We start from the raw sequence: 22013 nt of genomic DNA, 5'->3' as shown, positions 1-22013 counted from the left end.
CGACCTGGAATGGGTCGCTTTTTCTTGATATGAATGCATTCATATATGCTTAAGCGGACAGGCCGTTAACCTTCTTAGCCAGACGAGACTTCTTGCGGGAAGCTGCGTTTTTGTGGATCAGACCTTTGGTTACTGCTTTGTCCAAATGTTTGCCGGCAACTTGCAGTGCAGTTTTAGCTGCTTCCAAGTTTCCTGCTGCTACAGCGGCTTCTACTCCTTTAATCGCAGTGCGAAGGGCAGATTTTTGAGCGGCACGGTGTGCACGGCGCTTTTCGATTGTTTTTGTACGCTTGATCGCAGATTTAATATTTGGCATGAGATTCACCTCCTTGGTGAATAAGATACTACTTTTATAAAGTCAACAAGAGAAATTGTATCATGTGCACCGGGGGTTTGCAAGAAAGTTTTTCTTCGCATAAACAAAGCTGGATCAGGAGAGTGTAAAAATGAGGTGATGTGTATGGACAAGCAGCTGGATTTAAGCGTATATGCAGTGCGGACAGACCTGGCGCTTGAAGCACGCGAGATGGCGTCACGAGAACGCTCCGAAGAGATTCCCGGCGTTCGTTTTCACAGCGAAGAAGAGAACGGAATTACCGTTTCGAAAATGGTCATCGAGACGATGGAGGGGGGCGAGCGAATCGGTAAAATGCCGGGGCGCTACGTTACGTTGGAAGTGCCGGGCCTGCGCAATCAGGATTCTGAGCTGCAGGACCGGGTGGCAACCCGGTTTGCCCGTGAGTTTCATGCGTTCCTAAAGGATATCGGGATTCAGGAGGGAGATAGTGCATTAATTGTCGGCCTGGGCAACTGGAATGTAACACCGGATGCAGTTGGTCCGATGGTGGTAGAGAACGTACTGGTGACCCGGCACTTGTTCGAGCTTATGCCTGAGCAGGTGGAAGAAGGGTACCGTTCGGTTAGTGCCGTTTCTCCCGGTGTACTCGGAATTACCGGCATTGAAACAAGCGAGATTGTGTACGGTATTATTGAGAAGACCCGGCCGGATTTTGTCATTGCGATTGATGCGCTCGCATCCCGTGCGCTTGAGCGGGTGAATACGACCGTCCAGATTTCCGATGCGGGTATTAGCCCTGGCTCCGGTGTAGGAAATAAGCGAAAGCCGCTTACGAAAGAAACGCTTGGTATTCCGGTTATCGCGGTAGGCGTGCCGACAGTAGTCGATGCCGCAACGATTGTCCATGATGCGATTACGTATATACTCGCCCATCTCGGTCGTCAGGTGAAAGAGGCAAAAAATCCGAAGCCGGCAGGTAGGCTTGTGCCCGGCGGCTTTACCTTCCCCGGCAAGGTTGAACGGTATACGGAGGAAGATATGCCGAATGAAGCGGAGCAAAAGGCGATTCTTGGCATGATCGGCGAGCTTGCAGAGGAAGAGAAGCGGCAGTTGATTCATGAAGTGCTGGCTCCGCTCGGTCACAACCTTATCGTCACACCGAAAGAGGTGGATGACTACGTTGAAGACATTGCCAATATCATCGCCAGCGGACTCAACGCCGCTCTTCACGGAGCTATCGACATGGAGAACGTGTCTGCCTATACTCATTAGAAATATGATATGAACAAACAAGCCGCGCGCCGCACAGTTTCTTTTCAGCAAGGAAGATGCACTGTCCGTGCGATGAAGTTCGAACGGGAATCGCCAAACATCTGAGCCGACCGAAGATGGAGACAATGGCGATTCTTTCTCCGTTCTCTCTTCTTCGCACCAGGTAGAAAAGAAAAAATCGGCGATGCGGCTTTTTTGTTCAAACTCATGTAGTTACTTGACTCAATCTTCTTTGCGCAAAATGGAAAGCACCTCGGGTATACAACTGTCATTTCGCGCCCTCTTCCTATAATTGCGTTCTACTTCCTGCTGCAGATTCATAGATTAGTAGAAATCAGTGACACAGACGATGGACAAACCATCCGGGCAGCGGGAAAGGAGAGCAGAACATGTACCGAAAAAGTCGCGGTTTTGTCGTTAATCTGAATGGAGCAGGCATGCAGAAAAGCTTTGTCATCCTTTCGCTGGGCACAGCGGTTATTTTCGTATTGGCAGGCATCCTGTTCGCTTCGCAGGCGGGACGGGGGTTGTCTTCGCAGCAGGTGGGCAAGATGACGGTAGCGATGTCGAGCGGCGTCCTGCTCCATACGATGTCATATGAAATTCCGTATTTTGAAGCCGTGCAAAAAAATGAAGGAAACATCGATGTATCTTCTCTGGCGTTTCGGCTTATTACCAGCATCAATCCCAAAGATCCACGCAGCTTTTTGGGCAATGAACTTCCGGGATTTAGTCTGTTTGATACTGAGGTGCTCGTATCCGGTAAAGAACTGGCGCTGAGCGAGCTGCCGTTTGAATCTTCTCCGCCGCCGGAAGCGCTCAAAAAAGAGGGGGACACGGAAAAAGCTGCCCCTGCACAGGCGGAGACAGAAAAGCCGATGGAACAAGAAGTGCTGTCCACAAATGGCAAAAAAGTCTTTTTCATCTACAACACTCACAACAGAGAATCCTGGGTGCATGCCGTTCCGGAGGCGCGTGCCAAAAACAATCCTGATCTAGCGATGGATTCTGAAACAAACATCACCCTTGTCAGCAAACGCCTTTCGCAATCTCTTGAGAAGAACGGCATCGGCTCGTCCGTTGGCACGACCGACTTTACCGGGCGGCTGATCAACCGGGGGGCAGCATACGCGCTCTCTTATGCCGAATCGCTGAAAGCGGTCAAAGCGGTTATGGCGCAAAATCGGGATTTAAATTACTTCATCGATATTCACCGTGACTCGCTCAGGCGCAAATCCACAACCGTTACGCTGGACGGCAAATCGTACGCGCAGATTCACTTCGTTATCGGAATGCGCAACAAAAATTGGGAAAAGAATCAACAGTTTGCCCTTAAAGTGCACAACGCCGTTGAAAAGAAGTACCCCGGCCTGTCCAAAGGTATATTTGGCAAAAAAGGTGGGAATGGTGAGTATAATCAGTCCGTTTCCCCGAATGCCATTCTAATTGAGGTGGGCGGCGTCGACAACACGATAGAGGAATGCTACCGGACAGCGGATGTGCTGGCGGAAGCGATTGCTGAAGTGTATTGGGAAGCGGAAAAGGTTGACGCGAAAACGAAGCCGAAACGGTCGTAAGCGGGAGGGAATACGGTGAAGCTGGCCGCCAAATTCTTTTTGCTTGTCGGGGTTTTATTTGTGGGCATCTTATGCGGCATTAATCTGGCGGAGAAAGGCATCCAGCGCATTGAGGGAGCCTCTGATCAACCGGTAAAAGGATTTTATATCAAAAAGGTGGAGAACGGCAGCATCGAGGTGGAAGTGCTGGGCAAACAGGTCGTATCGGAACCGGCGCTGTCCGAAGCAAGAATGGTGGGCGAGAGCTGGATTAGCCACACGGGCAACCGCATTCGGACCTGGGTGGTAACGACCACAAGAAACATGATGGAATGGCTTATGGATAAATTATAGCGAGGAAATTAGAGGTTAGATTTAAGGGAAAAGAAAAAGGGATCTTTATATACTTTTATTGCCCTCATAACATTTTAGCCGTTCTAACTACGTGATTGGCGGTTGAAAAGTTATGAGGTTTTTTATGATATGCTTGAATACTGAAGGGATAGGTAGGAATGTGGCGTTTTTTTCTTTCTATATCTAAACTTCTAATTTCTTAACCCTTGTTTTTATCCAATAAGAGGAGGAAACGGACATGACGGTATATACGGAACGGATAAATAAAGTGCGTAAAGAACTGGAACAGTTGGATGCTGAGGCTGCGCTGATTACGTCGCCGTTATCAGTGGCGTATTTGACGGGATTCGCCTGCGATCCGCATGAGCGGTTCCTGGGTTTGCTGCTGCGGGAAGACGGTGCGGTATTGTTTGTGCCATCGCTGGAAAAGGAAAAAGCGGAAAGCGAACTTGGAGGTGCAGGTTCGTCAATTCATGAAATCCTGGGCGTGCAGGATACGGATGATCCATATGATAAAGTGAAACAAAACGGTGGTTTGAGTACGGTTCGCCGCCTGGCGGTCGAAAAGGAATATATGAAGCTGGGGCACGCCGAGCGCCTGGGGGCCGTATTCGAAGGACTTACTTTCACGGATATAGGAGGTTTGGTATCACGGATGCGAAACCGAAAAACACCTGAAGAAATCGCAAAACTCAAAGCGGCCGCTGTCCTGGTGGAAGATGTGCTGGCGGAAGGGCTAAAGCGGGTGAAAGCGGGTGTGACAGAATTAGAGCTCGTGGCTGAGCTTGAATATATCATGAAGAAAAAAGGAGCGGATCGTCCTTCGTTCAATACGATGGTATTAGCCGGAGCTAATTCGGCGTTACCACACGGTGTACCGGGCGCAACAAAAGTGCAGGAAGGGGCATTCTTGCTGTTTGATCTGGGCGTGTTTAAAGACGGATACTGCTCGGATATTACCCGGACGTTCGTAGTGGGCGAACCTTTAGCAGAGATGGAAAAAATCTATAACACTGTGCTTGCGGCGGAGGAAGCAGCCATTCGTGCCGTCGAAATCGGCCGCCCACTGGCTGACGTCGATCGGGCAGCACGGAGCGTTATCGAAGATGCGGGCTATGGCCGCTATTTCACCCATCGTACCGGTCATGGTCTTGGCATGGAAGTACACGAGTCTCCATCGGTTCATGGCGCAAATGAAGAAGCAATGGAAGCGGGCATGGTGTTTACGATTGAGCCGGGCATTTACGTGCCGGGTGTGGGCGGCGTCCGGATTGAAGATGATGTCTATGTGACGGAGAGCGGGGCAGGGCTTTTAACTTCGTTCCCTAAAGCGCTCACCCGCCTTGAGATTTGAATTGCTGTTGGCACTAATGCCTGATATAATAGGCATTAGTGCATTTTTTCCTCGTGGGAGGTATTGTATGGATCGTAGACAAAGACAGGAGAAAATCCGGAACTTCTCCATTATCGCTCACATTGACCACGGTAAATCGACGCTGGCCGACCGAATCCTTGAATTTACGGGTGCACTGAGCGATCGGGAGCGGGAGGACCAGTTTCTCGATCAGATGGATTTGGAAAGGGAGCGCGGCATTACGATTAAGCTGAATGCCGTGCAGTTGAAATATAAAGCGAAAGACGGCGAAGAATACATTCTTCACCTGATTGATACGCCGGGACACGTCGACTTCACATATGAAGTGTCGCGCAGTCTGGCCGCCTGTGAAGGCGCGCTGCTGGTCGTGGACGCGGCGCAGGGCATCGAAGCGCAGACACTGGCAAATGTGTACCTGGCGCTCGACAACGACCTGGAGATTCTTCCGGTTATCAATAAAATTGACCTGCCGAGCGCAGAGCCGGAGCGCGTCAAGCAGGAAGTTGAAGATGTGATCGGGCTTGACGCCAGCGAGGCTGTGCTTGCGTCTGCAAAAGCCGGCATCGGGATTGAAGAAATTCTTGAGCAGGTCGTAGCAAAGGTGCCTGCACCGACCGGTGACCCGGATGCGCCGCTGAAAGCACTCATTTTCGATTCGCTATACGACCCGTACCGTGGCGTTATCGCGTATGTGCGGATTGTAGACGGCACGGTGAAAAAAGGTTCGAAGATTAAAATGATGGCGACCGGTTCGGTATTCGAAGTCACCGAAGTCGGCACACACGCACCATTCCCGAAACAGGTAGACGAGCTGACTGTAGGGGACGTAGGATTCATCGCCGCCAGCATCAAGACAGTGCGCGATACCCGTGTCGGTGATACGATTACGCTGGCGGACAATCCGGCAAGCGAACCGCTGCCGGGTTACCGCAAAGTAAACCCGATGGTATTCAGCGGAATGTATCCGGTCGACAGTGCAGATTACAACGACCTGCGGGAAGCGCTGGAGAAGCTGCAGCTTAATGACGCATCCCTGCAGTTCGAGCCGGAGACATCACAGGCGCTCGGTTTTGGTTTCCGCTGCGGTTTCTTGGGGATGCTTCATATGGAAATTATCCAGGAGCGAATTGAACGGGAATTCGATATCCCGCTTATTACGACGGCACCGAGCGTAATCTATCACGTAACGAAAACGGACGGCGAAAAAATCGCGATTGAAAACCCGTCCAACATGCCGGAGCAGCAAAAAATCGATTTTATCGAAGAACCGTACGTAAAAGCATCAATTATGGTGCCGAAAGACTTCGTCGGCGCGATCATGGATTTGTGCCAGCGTAAACGCGGCGAATTCATTGATATGCAGTACATTGATGAGACGCGCGTGCAGATCGTGTATGAGATGCCGCTCGCTGAGATTGTTTTTGAGTTCTTTGATCAGTTGAAATCAAGTACGAAAGGCTACGCATCATTTGACTACGAACTGGTCGGCTATAAGAAATCCAGGCTGGTTAAGATGGACATTTTGCTCAACGGCGAAGTGGTGGACGCCCTGTCCTTTATCGTACACCGTGACACGGCGTATCAGCGCGGCCGTGTTCTGTGCGAGAAGCTAAAAGAGCTGATCCCGCGCCAGATGTTCGAAGTGCCGATACAGGCAGCCATCGGACATAAAATCATCGCCCGCGAAACAATTAAGGCGATGCGCAAGAATGTGCTTGCCAAATGCTACGGCGGTGACATTTCCCGTAAACGTAAACTGCTTGAGAAGCAGAAGGAAGGGAAGAAGCGCATGAAGGCCGTCGGGAGCGTAGAAGTGCCGCAGGAAGCGTTTATGGCGGTACTCAAGATGAACGATAATTAAGCAGTGCGAAAGCATAGCGAGGAGCGGAGAATAAGAGGGAGAGAAGGCCTTTTTATTTCCGCTCTTTTATATTAACTATAGATTGCAGGTGATGCGGTATGACACAGGCCGTGTACATTCACATTCCGTTTTGTACAAATAAATGCTACTACTGTGATTTCAATTCGTATGTAACGAAGAATCCGCGGTTGGTATGGGACTATCTGGACGCGCTTGATAGAGAAATGGCAGAAACAGTTCGGCACGTTCCGCCGCAAGAAATTAAGACCATCTTTGTCGGCGGAGGCACACCAACATTCCTTGATGCCAAGCAGATGGCGTATTTCCTGGAAACGGTGGCGCGGCATTTTTCGAATAGAAGCAAAGACATTGAATTTACGATGGAAGCCAATCCCGGTACGACAGACATGGAGAAACTGAAAGTGATGAGAGAAGGCGGCGTTAACCGGATTAGCTTCGGCGTACAGTCGTTCAATGACGAATTGCTTAAGCGAATTGGACGCATTCATGACAGTGAGCAGGTGCTGCGCAGTCTGACGAATGCAAAAGAAGCCGGGTTTGTTAACATCTCGATCGATTTGATGTTCGGTCTGCCGGATCAGACGGAGAAGTTGTTTCAAGAAACACTGGATAAAGCTTTTGCGCTCGACTTGCCCCATTTTTCTTCATACAGTTTGAAAGTGGAAGAGAATACGCTCTTTCATACATTATATGAAAAGGATCAGCTTCCACTGCCGACCGAAGACGAAGAAGTGGCGATGTATGAGCGGCTTATGGAGCAAATGGAACGTCGTGGGTATCGTCAATATGAGATTAGCAACTTTGCCCGTCCGGGCTGGGAGAGCCGCCACAATATGACATACTGGCGCAATGAATACTATTACGGCATCGGTGCGGGTGCACATGGATACGTAAATGGAACACGGCATGTGAACGCCGGTCCGCTTGCGCAGTATATGCAGCTTGTACAGGAAAAAGGGTTGCCCCGTGTCGAGCAATTCGAAGTCAGTCCGGTGGAGGCAATGGAAGACCATATGATTATGGGACTGAGAATGATGCGAGGAGTTTCCGAAAGCGAGTTTGAACGGCGGTACAAAACGACGCTTAAGGAGCAGTTCGGTCCGGTCATCGATGAGCTGACGGGCCTTGGCTTGCTTGCCTGGAGCGAAGATCGCATTCATCTTACCAAACGCGGAATCCCGCTCGGAAATGAGGTATTCGCAAGATTTCTGGGGCTAGTTGACAAAGTTTAATCTCCTTTGGTATTTTTGAAGTAAGCTCTTTAGCACTCGCTCTTTGGGAGTGCTAACAAAGGAGGGGCAGCATGCTTACGGAACGCCAGCAATTAATTTTAAGTGCTATCATAGACAATTACATTCGTTCCGCCGAGCCGGTTGGATCGCGTACACTTTCGAAGCGGGAAGATATCGGCTACAGTTCTGCCACCATCCGCAATGAGATGGCGGATTTGGAGGAGCTTGGATATCTTGAACAGCCGCATACGTCGGCAGGCCGTATTCCTTCTAATAAAGGATACCGTTTTTACGTGGACCAGCTTGTTCGCATGCCGTTTATGCGGGTGGAAGACGCCGCGTATATCCGCCGGGTTTTTGCCGAGCGTTTTTACGAATTCGAGCAGGTGATGAACCAGGCAGCTTCGATTCTCTCTGGCTTAACCAATTACACGTCCATCATACTTGGGCACGATATAAAAACGACTCGTTTAAAAGCGTTGCAGATGATCCCGCTATCTTCACAGTCGGCCGTATTCATTCTTGTAACGGATACGGGCAAGGTAGAGAACAAAACGATCTCTTTGCCGGAAGGAATGGAAATCCAGGAAGTGGAGCGGGTGGTAAATCTGCTAAACGCCAAGCTTACCGGCGTACCTATGGCAGAACTGAGACAGCGCCTGCATACGGAAGTGGCGAAGGAGCTTGGCCGCTATATTCAGCAGTATGAACAGTTTGTGGAACTGCTTGAAGAGACGCTGACGCATGAGCCGGATGATCATATTGTGCTCAAAGGTACGACCAACATTATGATGCAGCCTGAATTTCGTGATGTAGATAAAGTCAGGGATATTTTGACACTTTTTGAGCAGAATGAAATGGTAGTGCGGCTGTTTGATTCACAGCAGAGCGGACTCCAGGTGCGAATCGGTACCGAGAATAAAGAACAGGCGGTCAGCGGCTGTAGCATCATTACCGCCACATACCACCTGGACGGCCAACCGGTCGGCACGATCGGTATCTTAGGGCCGACACGCATGGAATATGCCCGGGTCATGGCGATTCTGAACGAGCTTTCTGACAATTTGTCGGAAGCATTTGAGAGATTTTATAAATCCGGCGCTTAAACCCGCGTCGGATCATTATGTGGATAAAAGGGGATGCTTATGGGTTCACATCCGACAGAGCGTGACGGCTCAGGGGACGAACGGCTATCCACTCTGCTTCATAACATGCGTGCGGTACAGGCGGTTGCCGCATCGGTCGAGGGAACCATTGGTCCCAAAGGACTTGATACGATGCTTGTAGACGAACAGGGCGGCGTTATTATTACGAATGACGGCGTTACGATTCTCGAAGAGATGGAAGTGAAGCACCCGGCTGCCCGGTTGATGATCGGTCTTGCCCGTTCGCAGCAGCGCGAGGTTGGGGATGGGACAACGACCGCTACATTGTTGGCCGCTGCTCTTGTTACCGAGGGTGTAGCCCAGGTGCAGAAGGGGGTTCCGGTGGCCAAGGTCATCGCCGGCATCGAGCAGGGGATTGGCGAGGCAGTCGCCCGCCTCAAGGAGGCGGCACTGCCGATTCATACATTCGATGATGAACGTCTGTTTCATATTGCATACATTGCGGGAAGGGAGCAGGAGGACATCGCCCGATTGGTTATCGAAGGAGCCAAACTGCTTGGACGGGAGAAGATGCTGGAGCCTGACTTCTCTTTCAGCGATTTGATTACCGCACGCGAAAGCGCGGAGAATGAAGTGCTGGACGGTGTGATTATTAATCAGCGCCCGCTGTCCCGCGAGATGCCGAAGCATATGGAGAACGTACGTCTGCTTGTGTTGAACGATGCACTTGCTCCGGAAGAGATGGATGATGAAGCGCTGGGCACGGAAATCGGATTTCAACGATACCTACAGCTGAAAGAAGAGTATCGGCGCAACCTGGAGAAACTTCGGATGCTGGAAGTGGGCGCGGTTATCCTCGACCGAAGCTGTGATAGCATGGCGGAAGAATTCTGTCTTGACCACGGCATTCTTGTGCTGCATCGCGTGTTCCAGTCGGAGCGGGTGCGGGCAGCGCGATACACCGGGGCCCGTTCGTTGAAGCGGAGCGCACTGAATAAAGACATAAAGGAACTCTCACGCTCGTTAGGGTTTGCGGAGCGGCTGGAATTCGACGAGTCGCTCGGTCAGGTGCGAATCATGGGGGGCAGGGGAGTACCTACCGCTACCATGATTATCGGAGCTTCAACCGGCGAGGTTGTCGGGGAGCGGGAACGAATTGCAAAGGATGCCGCAGCGGCTGTACAGGCGGCGCTTCGCGGAGGATATTTGCCCGGCGGAGGGAGCATCGAATTATTTTTGTCTCGCCACCTGGAAGTGTGGCGCCAGTCAGTCAAAGGAATGGAAGGCTTCGGGGTTGAAGCGGTCGCGGCGGCGCTCCGTACACCGCTGATTCAGATGATGCGCAATGCAGGTTTCAATCCGCTTGAGAAGATTGAGCAGGTGAAAGCGGCGCAGGCTGAAGCCGGCGTATCAAGTACTGGTCTTAATTTCGATACCGGGCAGTGTGCTGATATGCTGACCAGCGGAGTGGTGGATCCGGCGCTGGTCAAGCTGCATGCCCTGCAGACGGCCGGCGAGGTGAGCCGCGCGATTTTGCGCATACATACGGTCATCCGCAGGAAATCTCCGACCACACTATCAGACGAATAGGGGGAAGTACTGTGTCAGAGGAAAAGAAGAAGGACGCCGAGACGGCGGAGGAAATAACGGAACAGGAAGAAACGAAGGAAGCAGCAGAAGCCGTCCAGCCTGAAGAGGATAAGCAGGAAGAGGCAAGCGAAGTGTCCGAGTTGACACGCGAGCAGGAACTGCTTGCGCAGATTGAGCAGTTGAAAGCGGAGAAGGAAGAATTAAATAATAAATATTTGCGCGCACAGGCTGATTTGCAGAATTTCCGCACGCGTGTCAATAAGGAAAAGGAGCAAATGCTCAAGTATTCCTCACAGCGTGCGATCGAGGCGCTGCTGCCTGTCGTCGACAACTTCGAGCGCGCCATCGCGGCAAGCCAGGACGCTGCGGATGTAGAAACGCTGAAGCAGGGCATCGATATGGTATTCCGTCAACTGCAGCAGGTACTCGAGCAGGAGGGCGTTACGACGGTGCCGGGTGTCGGCGAGCCGTTCGACCCGAATATGCACCAGGCGGTGATGCAGGAAGACAGCAGCGAATACGAATCCGGCATCATTATTGAAGAATTCCAGAAGGGCTATAAGCTGAAAGACCGCGTCATCCGCCCTTCTATGGTAAAGGTAAGCTCCTAACTGAGCGGGAAGGAAGATATACGCAAAAGGTGCAATAAACATGCATGTAGAGCTTTTCTGTATCTAACCGCATGTAAGCTATTAAATTTGATTGAGCAAATGTTTTTCTCCCATTTTTGTGCACACCGTTCCTTCCCCCCAGTGTAGAGTTCTGCACAGAAGGAGAAAGGGAAGCAAAAATGCGGAGAAAAACATTGCGGCAACTACTTTAAATACACTTAGAAAGGTTGGTCAACATATAATGGCTAAAGTAATCGGGATTGACTTAGGTACCACAAACTCTTGCGTTGCAGTTATGGAAGGCGGCGAGCCGGTCGTTATTCCGAATCCGGAAGGCAACCGTACCACTCCGTCCGTTGTAGCGTTCAAAAACGGCGAGCGCATTGTTGGTGAAGCGGCGAAACGCCAGGCGATTACAAACCCTGATAACACTGTCATCTCCATTAAACGTTACATGGGCACAAACCACAAAGTAACGCTGGAAGGCAAAGAATATACGCCGCAGGAAGTATCCGCAATGATTCTGCAGAAGCTGAAATCAGACGCAGAAGCATACCTTGGTGAACCGGTAACACAGGCCGTTATTACAGTTCCGGCTTACTTCAATGACAGCCAGCGCCAGGCCACAAAAGACGCAGGTAAAATCGCAGGTCTTGAAGTGCTTCGTATCGTCAACGAGCCGACGGCGGCCTCCCTTGCGTACGGTATGGAAAAAGAAGAAGATCAAACCATCCTGGTATACGACCTTGGCGGCGGTACGTTCGACGTATCTATCCTTGAGCTGGGCGATGGTTTCTTCGAAGTAAAAGCGACCAGCGGGGACAATCAACTGGGCGGTGACGACTTCGACCAGGTCATCATCGACTATCTCGTAGCCGAGTTCAAAAAAGAGAACGGTATCGACCTGTCCGTTGACCGTATGGCAATGCAGCGCTTAAAAGACGCGGCAGAAAAAGCGAAGAAAGACCTCTCCGGCGTATTGACTACAACCATTTCGCTTCCGTTCATCACGGCGGATGCAACAGGTCCGAAGCACTTAGAAGTCAACCTGAGCCGTGCAAAATTCGAAGAGCTGAGCGCAGGACTTGTTGAGCGTACAATGGGACCGACTCGCCAGGCACTGGCAGATGCGGGCCTTGAGCCTTCGCAAATCGATAAAGTTATCCTTGTCGGCGGCTCCACTCGTATTCCTGCCGTTCAAGAAGCGATTAAGAAATTCATAGGCAAAGAGCCGTACAAAGGTGTAAATCCGGATGAAGTCGTCGCACTCGGTGCCGCTGTTCAGGCGGGCGTACTGACAGGCGACGTAAAAGACGTCGTTCTGCTTGACGTAACACCGCTGTCTCTCGGTATCGAAACAATGGGCGGTGTAATGACGAAGCTCATCGATCGCAACACTACGATTCCGACCAGCAAGTCTCAAATATTCTCTACAGCGGCTGACAACCAAACGGCGGTGGATATCCACGTGCTGCAGGGTGAGCGTCCGATGGCGAGCGACAACAAAACACTGGGCCGTTTCCAACTGACCGATATTCCGCCGGCACCGCGCGGCGTTCCGCAAATCGAAGTAACATTCGATATTGATGCGAACGGTATCGTAAACGTATCGGCGAAAGATCTCGGCACAGGCAAACAGCAGCAAATCACCATTACATCTTCTTCCGGTTTAAGCGACGAAGAGATTGAGCGTATGGTACGCGAAGCGGAAGAAAACGCGGAATCCGACAAGAAGCGCAAAGAGCAGGTGGAGCTGCGCAACGAAGCGGACCAACTGATTTTCGCAACGGAGAAAACGCTCAAAGACCTCGGCGACAAAGTCGATCAAGCGGAGATTGACAAAGCGAACGCAGCGAAAGATAAGCTGAAAACCGCACTTGAAGGCTCCGATATTGAAGCCATCCGCACGGCGAAAAACGAATTGCAAGAAGTAGTTCAGCAGTTGTCTATAAAACTGTACGAGCAAGCCGCACAGCAGGCACAGGCGGCTCAAGGGGCGGAAGGTGCTGCCGGGCAGAAGAAAGAGGACGACAATGTCGTTGATGCAGACTACACGGTCGTAGACGAAGACGAGAAGAAATAACGCGAAACGCAAGTGAAAAAAGTCAAAGTCAGGGGTAACTTGGCTTTGACTTTTTTTCGCAACCTGATATGATGAGTTTTATGAGTAAAGCAGGGCGGGAGTGAAGAGCATGAGCAAACGCGATTACTACGAGGTGCTGGGCGTAGAGAGGTCCGCCTCGGAGGATGAGATAAGGAAAGCGTACCGTAAACTGGCGCGCAAGTACCATCCGGATGTCAACAAAGAACCGGATGCGGAACAGAAATTCAAAGAAGTCAAAGAAGCGTATGACGTGCTGAGCGATTCGCAGAAGCGTGCGAACTATGACCGTTTCGGCCATGCGGGTGCGCAGCAGGGCGGCTTCGATTTCGGCGGGGGCGGCGATTTCGGCGGCTTCGGTGATATTTTCGACATGTTCTTTGGCGGCGGCCGACGCAATCCGAATGCGCCGCGCCAGGGCGATGATTTGCAGTACACAATGCAGATCGAATTTAAAGAAGCGGTCTTCGGAAAAGAAATGGATATCGAAATTCCGAAGGAAGCGACCTGTTCCAAATGTGACGGTTCCGGAGCAGAGCCGGGCAGCAAAGTCGAAACATGTCATACTTGCGGCGGGTCAGGCCAGCAGGAAGTGGTTCAGAATACGCCATTCGGCCGTGTCGTAAACCGGCGTATCTGTCCGACCTGTAAAGGAAGCGGTAAATTTGTCTCCGTCAAATGCAGCAAGTGTCACGGCAGTGGAAGAGAAAAAGTGCGCCGCAAAATCCGTATTAAAATTCCGGCCGGGGTGGACGACGGCGCAAGAATGCGCATCACTGGCGAAGGGGAATTGGGTATAAACGGAGGGCCTCCGGGTGATCTGTATGTCGTATTCCGGGTGAAGCCGCACGAATTCTTCGAGCGTGAAGACAACGACATTTTCTGCAAGGTTCCGATTACATTTACCCAGGCGACACTTGGCGCCGAGATTGAAGTGCCGACGCTCGACGGCAAGGTGAAATTAAAGGTGCCGGCCGGTACACAGACCGGAACAAAATTTCGCCTGCGCGGCCATGGCGTTCCGTATTTGAACCGTTCCGGCAGAGGGGACCAGCATGTCAAAGTTGTGGTGGTTACGCCAACCAAACTGACGGATAGACAGAAAGAATTACTGCGCGAATTTGCCGATCTCAGCGGTGAAGAGACACATGAGGACGGCGAGACGTCTTTCTTCGATAAAATGAAAAAAGTACTGCGCGGAGAAGGATAGACGACTTATTTGAACAGCAAACGAGAGGATGGGATCGAGGCGATGAATTGGTCTGAAATCAGCGTCCATACGACGCAGGAGGCAATTGAGGCGGTTTCGAATATTTTGCAGGAAGCAGGTGCCAGCGGTGTCGTTATTGAAGATTCGGAAGTGCTGAGACGGGACTGGCAGGACCAATTCGGAGAAATCTACGAATTGTCGGCAAACGATTATCCGTCCGAAGGCGTCATCGTCAAAGCCTATCTTCTCGCAGGCGGCCATTTGGAACGTACGGTAGAGGAGATTAAACAGGCGGTTCACAGTCTTTCCTCGTACGGCATTGAAGCGGGTCCGGGCACGGTCACGCTTGCGGAAGTGCAGGAAGAAGAGTGGGCGAATGCCTGGAAGAAATACTATAAGCCGGTTGAAGTATCCGAGCGCATTACCATCACTCCTACCTGGGAAAACTATACGCCTAAGAAAGAGAACGAACTTATCATCGAACTTGATCCGGGCATGGCGTTCGGAACAGGAACGCATCCGACGACGGTGATGTGCATACGTGCGCTGGACGATAGTATCGAAGGCGGGGAACGTGTGATTGACGTCGGCTGCGGAACCGGTGTGCTCAGCATTGCCGCCGCCAAGCTCGGTGCGGCGGCGGTGCATGCGCTTGATCTTGATGAAGTGGCTGTTCGTTCTGCACAGACAAATGTAGAGTTGAACGGGGCGATAGACAGGGTAACGGTGGCGCAGAACGATTTGCTGAAAGGCATCAAAGGTCCGTTTGATATCGTGGTGGCCAATATTCTGGCTGAAGTCATCATTCGGTTTGTTGATGATGCGGCCAAGGTATTGAAGCCGGGCGGCCTGTTCATTACCTCAGGGATTATCACCCGGAAAGAGGAAGAAGTAAAAAGAGCCATGGAGCAAGCCGGTTTTCGTATCAAAGACTCATATTACATGCATGACATGTATGAGAAAGAAGACGGCTCCCGTTATACGGACACTGACACGGTGGCCCCGCCGAGCATCCGCGAGCGCAGCCAGATCGAATCGGGCTGGGTATGTATCGTGGCGGAACGAAAATCAGAGTGAGGGAGATAGAATGCAGCGATATTTTGTAGACCCGGAGCAAATGGAAGAAGGGTATGTAACGATTACGGGGGATGATGTGAATCATATTGTCCGGGTCATGCGTTCGCGCGTCGGCGATGAACTCATCTGCTGTAACGGACGGGGGCGCGACGTGCGCGGTGCAATCGAAGAGATTGGAGCAGACGCCGTACGTATACGTATCCTTGAAGAAGGCCTGCCGAATCGCGAACTTCCGGTGCAAGTTACCATTGCCCAGGGCCTACCTAAGGGTGATAAAATGGAGTTGGTCATTCAAAAAGGCACTGAGCTCGGTGCTTTTTCTTTTTACGTGTTCACTTCGAAGCGCACGGTGGTCAAGCTCGATGACAAAAAGGAAAAAAAGCGGCTGGAGCGGTGGCAGAAGATTGCCAAAGAAGCGGCTGAGCAATCGCATAGAAGTCGCGTGCCCGAGGTTGGAAGTGTGCTGACCTGGCGCGAGTTGCTTGCAACTGCATCCCGTTTCCATTATGCTTTATTTGCATATGAGAAAGAAGAGACCGCCACGCTGCGCCGCACACTTTCCGAGGTGCCACCCGGATCGAATGTTTTAATCGTCATCGGTCCTGAGGGCGGCTTCGACGAGACGGAAGCGGCGGAGGCGGAAGCGGCCGGATTTCGCAGCGTATCGCTGGGACGGCGGATTCTGCGCGCGGAAACCGCGCCTTTATACGCGCTGTCCTGTGTTTCTTACGAGTTCGAGCAGCAGGAATAGGTAGAAGTTGATGGATTTATGCTAAATGTAATTTTTATAATAAGGAGTTGGATAATATATGCCAACTGTAGCATTTCATACGCTCGGCTGCAAAGTCAACCATTATGAGACAGAGGCCATCTGGCAGCTGTTCAAACAGGCCGGGTACGAGAAAATAGATTTTGAACAAAAAGCGGACGTCTATGTTATTAATACATGTACGGTAACCAATACAGGCGATAAGAAAAGCCGCCAGGTCATCCGCCGTGCCATTCGTCGCAATCCTGAGGCGGTTGTGGCGGTGACGGGCTGCTATGCGCAGACGACTCCGCACGAAATCATGGCGATCCCGGGCGTCGACATTGTTGTTGGTACGTCCGGTCGTGATAACTTGATTGACTATGTCAACCAGTATGTAAGCGAGCGTCAACCGATTAACGCGGTCGCCAATATTATGAAGGCGCGCGAATACGAAGAGCTGGATGTACCCGAGTTTACCGATCGTACGCGTGCCTCGCTGAAGATTCAGGAAGGCTGCAACAATTTCTGTACGTTCTGTATTATTCCGTGGGCGCGCGGGCTTATGCGCAGCCGCAAACCGGAAAGCGTCATTGAGCAAGCGAACAAGCTGGTGGCCGCCGGCTATAAAGAAATCGTCCTGACCGGCATTCATACCGGCGGGTACGGAGAAGATCTGGAAGATTACAATCTGGCGCGTCTGCTGCGTGACCTCGATACCAGGGTACCGGGACTCAAGCGCATTCGTATCAGTTCAATTGAAGCCAGCCAGATTACGGATGAAGTCATCGAAGTACTGAATTCATCCGACAAGATGTGTCGTCACCTGCATGTGCCGCTTCAGGCCGGTGATGATAACGTATTAAAACGTATGCGCCGTAAATATACGACGGACGAGTTCCGCCGTAAAATCGAACAACTGCATGAAGCACTGCCAGATGTGGCGATTACGACAGACGTTATCGTTGGTTTCCCGGGTGAAACCGAGGAAATGTTCGAAAACGGCTACCGTTTTATCGAAGAGATGAAGTTTGCCGAGCTGCATGTCTTCCCTTATTCCAAACGGAGCGGTACACCTGCCGCACGTATGGAAGATCAGGTGGACGAAGAAGTGAAAAACCGTCGTGTGCACCAGCTAATTGAGCTGTCCAACAAGCTCGCCCTTGCATACTCCGGGAAATTCGTCGGCGACGTACTCGAAGTCATTCCGGAAGAGCCGTATAAGGAGGCGCCGGAGAGCGGGCTTTATGTCGGCCATTCCGACAACTACCTGAAGCTCATCTTCCAAGCTAATGAATCGTTGGTCGGTAAGATTTGCAAAGTTCGTGTCGATGAACCGGGTTCTGAATACTGTAAAGGCACATTTGTCCGCGTACTGAGCGAAGAGGCGCTCAAGGCATAAAGGGCAAAGCCGCAATGACAAAGGTCCGAGCGAAACTGTTTTTCCGCAGTTTCGCTTTTTTTTTCGCCGTTCTTTTGTATAATTTTAAACAAGCTAGTACAGAAAATCATCATGGCTTTTTAGCCGCAACCCCGACATAAAAATCACGGGAAGGACGACTGGCTTTTGCGGTACGAAAGAAAAGAGAGAAGAGACCGAGAAAATGATTCCAACGAGGAAAAAGGCGAACGCCTTTTTCTTCCCTGGATCTTATTTCCTCTTCCCCTCTTTTTCATGATCTTTACTTCCTGATTATTGAGGAGTTATGTATGCTTCATTTGGATAATTGGCCTATTCGCCGAAAGATTACTCTGCTTGTCTTCGGAATTGTTCTGTTTACCCTGCTGATGGATGCCACCATTCTTATCGGTAAAATTGCCAGCGTCAAAGTCGAAGATGTCACCCAGCGATCGCTTCTTACGGCCAAAGTAACAGCGCAGATGCCGGAAGTGAAAAGGGCGGTCGAAATGGCGCTGGGTGCCGCGCAAATTCAACCGCTGATCGAGCAAGTTCGCACCATCTACGGTGCCGATTATATTGTGGTAGTGGACATGGATGGGAAGCGGATGTCTCATCCAATTGAAAGCCGGATCGGTACGTATTTTAACGTAAACGAAGCGAAGCCGGCGTTTGCGGAACATGTCTATGTTGATCGGGTTAAAGGCGATCTTGGCGAAGGCGTGCGTGCCTATGCCCCTATTATGAATGAAGAGCATCAACAGGTCGGCGTAGTTATGGTTGGCAACACTGTTCCGCAATTGCTGTCCATTCTTGAAGATATGAGTAAGGAAATGGCATTGATTTTCTCTCTCACCCTTTGCTTCGGAATTCTTGGCGCATATTTGCTGGCAAGCCATATTAAGCAGCAGACATTCCAGTTAGAGCCACAGGAGTTGGCCCGTACGCTCGACGAGCGCACTTCCGCGTTCCACGCCATCCATGAAGGGATCATCGCAATCGATGAGCATGAGCGGATTACCGTTATCAACGAAGCGGCGCGGCGAATGCTTAAAGTAAAAGGCGATGCGGTTGGAGAAAACATCCGGAAAGTCATCCCGGATACGCGTTTGCCGGAGATTCTTGAGCTTGGCTACCCGATTTATAACCAGCAATTTTACATTGGCGATACGCTTATTCTTAGTAATCGTGTCCCAATTAAGGTAAAAGGAAAAACGGCAGGTGCTCTCGCGATTTTCCAGGATAAAACAGAAGTGACCCGGTTAGCCGAAGAACTTACAGGTGTCAAAGCTTTTGTAGATGCACTTCGTGCTAAGAATCATGAACACAGCAACAAGCTCCATACTATTGCCGGGCTCATTCAGCTGGGCAAAGAGCAGGAAGCACTGCGTTATATTTTTCAATTGGATGAAGAAGAAGAAAATGTGGCGCACTATATTAGTGCCCGCATTCAGGATATTAATTTAACCGGACTGCTCATCGGAAAAATCAGCCGCGCCAAAGAACTTGGTATCGCACTGCACATCGACCCGTACAGCGAATTCAATATGTTTCCCGAAGGTGTGACCTATCATGACCTGGTTATTATCATTGGCAATTTGATTGAGAATGCCTTTGAGGGAATGGCGGAGGTAAGCGAGCGGGACAAGCGGGTTGATGTATCGATTGTACAGGATGAAAGCTATCTCACCATCGAAGTGGAAGACAACGGGATCGGGATTCCGCAGGAAATACAGCAGCAAATCTTCGCAAAAGGCTTCTCTACCAAGCAGAAGGGAGAGCGCGGCATTGGTCTGTATCTTGTTTCTTCGATTGTGGAACGAAGCGGAGGCGAGATCGAAGTAGACAGCGCGGTAGGATGCGGAACATGGATACGCGTGAAGCTGCCGATGGAACGGAAGGAGGATACACAGTATGAGCAAAACGATTAACGTCTTGCTGGTGGAAGATGATCCGATGGTACGGGAGATTAATATTTCTTTCATCGAACGGGTGGAAGGATTTAAAGTCGTAGGGTGGGCGCGCACCGGGGAAGAAGCGATTGAGAAAATTCGCCAGACCCCCCCGCATCTCGTCATTCTCGATTTATACATGCCCGGCAAGGGAGGTCTCGAGACGCTGCGTACCATTCGGCAGGAGGAGTTTGATGTTGATGTGATTGCAGTAACAGCGGCAAATGACCGGGAGACGGTACTGCGCGTGATGCGGCTTGGTGCGGTCGATTATATTTTCAAGCCGTTTCAATTTAATCGGATTCAGGAAGCGTTGCTGCGCTATAAGGAGCATTTCCAGAACAGTCAATCAGCCGTGTTCTCACAGGCTATGTTTGACAACGTTCACGCATTTACAAAATCAAGTACAAAACAACCTGCCAAAAAAGAAGAGGCAGAGCAGGGCTATCCTAAAGGAATCCAGGCCTTTACGTTGCAGCAGGTATCTGATTGCCTCCGCGAAGCGGACGCGGAGATGTCAGCGGAAGAAATCGGGCGGATGATCGGCATGTCCCGTGTCACTGTGCGGCGCTATCTTGAATACCTTGAGTCGGTCGGCAAAGCCAAATCGTATATGGTATACGGAACAGTAGGCCGACCAATGAAAACGTACACATGGTTGGATGGACAAAAAGAACAAAATATTTAACAAAAAGAACAAAACGTTTTAAAAATACGTAAACTTCTCTATCCCCTCTGAAATCGTTATCATGAAGATATCAGAAAAAGAGAACAATTGAAAAATTCTAAGAGTGTGAATTGGAGGGGGGAACACAATATGAGATTAAATTTTAAGAATCTAACTACACAGGTTATTCTTGCTATCATTTTAGGTATCCTGTTCGGCATGTTTTTCCCGGCTATGGGTACTGAGCTGAAAGTATTGCCTGATATTTTTATTAAGCTCATTAAAATGGTAATTGCGCCGATTGTTTTTCTTACGATTGTTATCGGAATCGCAGGTATGGGCGATATGAAGAAAGTCGGTCGTATCGGTGGTAAAGCACTTCTGTATTTTGAAATCGTATCCACGATTGCTTTGGCCATCGGTATTATCGTAGCAAACGTTATCAGAGCTGGTGACGGTATCGACGCAAGCCAGGCAAAAGGCGATATTTCTAAATATACAAAACAAGCGGAAGAAACCAGTCACGGGTTTATAGATTTTGTAATGACCATTATTCCTGATAATTTTGTCGGTGCACTGGCAAACGGAGAACTTCTTCCCGTTTTATTCTTAGCCGTTCTTTTCGGTCTCTCACTGGCGGGAATGGGTAAGAGCGGAAAGCCGATTCTTGAGTTTTTCGATAAACTTACACACGTATTTTTTGGCATTGTTAATATGATTATGAAAGTGTCTCCGATCGCGGCTTTTGGCGCAATGTCGTACACCATCGGTAAATTTGGGGTCGGTTCGCTGGTTTATCTTGGAAAGTTGATGGGTTCCGTTTACCTTACGATGTTCTTGTTCATTGTTATTGTCCTTGGGGCTATCGCCAGGTTCTATGGATTTAATATTTTTAAGTTTATCAAATACATTAAAGATGAGATTTTCCTGGTTGTTGGTACTTCATCCTCGGAGGCTGCCCTGCCAAAAATGATGGAGCGACTTGAGAAATATGGCTGTTCTAAATCTGTAGTTGGTCTTGTGCTCCCGACAGGGTATTCATTTAATTTAGATGGTACGTCCATTTATCTCTCTATGGCCGCTCTGTTTATTGCACAAGCGTATGGTGTAGATTTGAGCATTGTAGAACAATTAACCTTACTTGGCGTTCTTATGCTGACCTCTAAGGGAGCGGCAGGGGTAACGGGTTCCGGTTTCGTAACGTTAGCTGCAACATTGGCAGTTTTCCCGGCTGTTCCGGTCGAGGGCATGGCCCTTCTTCTTGGAGTAGACCGCTTTATGTCTGAAGCCCGTGCCGTTACCAACCTAATCGGAAACGGGGTAGCTACTGTTGTTATCTCCAAAGTAGAGAATGAATTTAATCCGACGGCAGAGCAGAATGCAGGTATTGAAGAACAATCAAGAAGCCAGCATTTAGCATAAAACATCCAGCCGATTTCTGGCTTGTTGAAAAAATTTTATAAAACACTGGAAGGCGTAGCATATAGGGGAAATGATGTAACTCTCTGTATACTGCGCCTTTTTCTGTGAAAATCATGAAGAAAGAAGAAGAGGGAGGAAAAAAGATCTAAGGAAGAAAAAGG

The 22013-nt window shown here is 50.2% G+C and carries 18 protein-coding genes; 17 read left to right on the top strand and 1 reads right to left on the bottom strand.

The window, feature by feature from the left end; all coding sequences use genetic code 11:
* Positions 1–49 precede the first annotated feature (49 nt).
* Positions 50–316 carry a 30S ribosomal protein S20 gene (rpsT, locus tag B2899_RS16170; RefSeq protein WP_146808585.1) on the bottom strand — a complete coding sequence of 89 codons (267 nt, stop codon included), beginning with the start codon at positions 314–316 and terminating at the stop codon, positions 50–52.
* A 144-nt stretch (positions 317–460) separates the two neighbouring features.
* Between rpsT and gpr the strand changes: the two genes are divergently transcribed.
* The 17 genes from gpr to B2899_RS16085 all read left to right on the top strand — a co-directional run bounded on the left by gpr (position 461) and on the right by B2899_RS16085 (position 21852).
* Entirely contained in the window at positions 461–1570 is a 1110-nt protein-coding gene (gpr, locus tag B2899_RS16165; RefSeq protein WP_286887149.1) for a GPR endopeptidase, read from the top strand.
* A gap of 389 nt (positions 1571–1959) precedes the next feature.
* Complete coding sequence (gene spoIIP / locus B2899_RS16160) at positions 1960–3147, top strand: stage II sporulation protein P (RefSeq protein WP_286887146.1); 1188 nt, start codon at positions 1960–1962, stop codon at positions 3145–3147.
* Between the two features lie 15 nt (positions 3148–3162).
* Positions 3163–3480: a DUF3679 domain-containing protein gene (locus B2899_RS16155; RefSeq protein ID WP_146808582.1), complete on the top strand. Its 318-nt coding sequence runs from the start codon at positions 3163–3165 to the stop codon at positions 3478–3480.
* Positions 3481–3718: 238 nt separating this feature from the next.
* The gene (locus tag B2899_RS16150) at positions 3719–4834 is read left to right on the top strand and encodes a M24 family metallopeptidase (RefSeq protein WP_286887143.1); all 1116 of its coding nucleotides are present in this window, start codon (positions 3719–3721) and stop codon (positions 4832–4834) included.
* A 67-nt stretch (positions 4835–4901) separates the two neighbouring features.
* Positions 4902–6716 (top strand): translation elongation factor 4, encoded by a 1815-nt coding sequence (gene lepA / locus B2899_RS16145; RefSeq protein ID WP_286887141.1) that lies wholly within the window; start codon positions 4902–4904, stop codon positions 6714–6716.
* Between the two features lie 98 nt (positions 6717–6814).
* On the top strand, positions 6815–7969 hold the full coding sequence (gene hemW, locus B2899_RS16140) for a radical SAM family heme chaperone HemW (RefSeq protein WP_286887139.1): 1155 nt from the start codon (positions 6815–6817) through the stop codon (positions 7967–7969).
* 71 nt (positions 7970–8040) lie between these two features.
* Positions 8041–9075: a heat-inducible transcriptional repressor HrcA gene (gene hrcA, locus B2899_RS16135; protein WP_146808578.1), complete on the top strand. Its 1035-nt coding sequence runs from the start codon at positions 8041–8043 to the stop codon at positions 9073–9075.
* A 39-nt stretch (positions 9076–9114) separates the two neighbouring features.
* A complete protein-coding gene (locus B2899_RS16130; protein WP_286887137.1) occupies positions 9115–10665 on the top strand; it encodes a TCP-1/cpn60 chaperonin family protein in 1551 nt (516 codons plus the stop codon).
* A gap of 11 nt (positions 10666–10676) precedes the next feature.
* A complete protein-coding gene (grpE, locus tag B2899_RS16125; RefSeq protein ID WP_170230138.1) occupies positions 10677–11276 on the top strand; it encodes a nucleotide exchange factor GrpE in 600 nt (199 codons plus the stop codon).
* A 241-nt stretch (positions 11277–11517) separates the two neighbouring features.
* Positions 11518–13359, top strand: a complete 1842-nt coding sequence (gene dnaK / locus B2899_RS16120) for a molecular chaperone DnaK (RefSeq protein ID WP_146808575.1) — start codon at positions 11518–11520, stop codon at positions 13357–13359.
* A gap of 109 nt (positions 13360–13468) precedes the next feature.
* On the top strand, positions 13469–14587 hold the full coding sequence (dnaJ, locus tag B2899_RS16115; RefSeq protein ID WP_146808574.1) for a molecular chaperone DnaJ: 1119 nt from the start codon (positions 13469–13471) through the stop codon (positions 14585–14587).
* A gap of 42 nt (positions 14588–14629) precedes the next feature.
* Entirely contained in the window at positions 14630–15664 is a 1035-nt protein-coding gene (gene prmA, locus B2899_RS16110) for a 50S ribosomal protein L11 methyltransferase (RefSeq protein WP_146808592.1), read from the top strand.
* Between the two features lie 10 nt (positions 15665–15674).
* A complete protein-coding gene (locus tag B2899_RS16105) occupies positions 15675–16415 on the top strand; it encodes a 16S rRNA (uracil(1498)-N(3))-methyltransferase (RefSeq protein ID WP_286887134.1) in 741 nt (246 codons plus the stop codon).
* A 58-nt stretch (positions 16416–16473) separates the two neighbouring features.
* Entirely contained in the window at positions 16474–17814 is a 1341-nt protein-coding gene (gene mtaB / locus B2899_RS16100; RefSeq protein ID WP_146808572.1) for a tRNA (N(6)-L-threonylcarbamoyladenosine(37)-C(2))-methylthiotransferase MtaB, read from the top strand.
* Positions 17815–18122: 308 nt separating this feature from the next.
* Positions 18123–19742 carry an ATP-binding protein gene (locus B2899_RS16095; RefSeq protein ID WP_146808571.1) on the top strand — a complete coding sequence of 540 codons (1620 nt, stop codon included), beginning with the start codon at positions 18123–18125 and terminating at the stop codon, positions 19740–19742.
* Positions 19726–20451 carry a response regulator gene (locus tag B2899_RS16090; protein ID WP_146808570.1) on the top strand — a complete coding sequence of 242 codons (726 nt, stop codon included), beginning with the start codon at positions 19726–19728 and terminating at the stop codon, positions 20449–20451. Before B2899_RS16095 ends, B2899_RS16090 begins: the two co-directional genes overlap by 17 nt.
* A gap of 129 nt (positions 20452–20580) precedes the next feature.
* Positions 20581–21852: a dicarboxylate/amino acid:cation symporter gene (locus B2899_RS16085; RefSeq protein WP_146808569.1), complete on the top strand. Its 1272-nt coding sequence runs from the start codon at positions 20581–20583 to the stop codon at positions 21850–21852.
* Positions 21853–22013: the final 161 nt, after the last annotated feature.

Origin of the sequence: Aneurinibacillus sp. UBA3580 (assembly GCF_002375825.1) — a bacterium.
Taxonomy (GTDB): Bacteria; Bacillota; Bacilli; order Aneurinibacillales; family Aneurinibacillaceae; genus Aneurinibacillus; species Aneurinibacillus danicus.
Note: the sequence above shows the minus strand (reverse complement) of the source record. Positions and strands in the feature narration are given on the sequence as shown.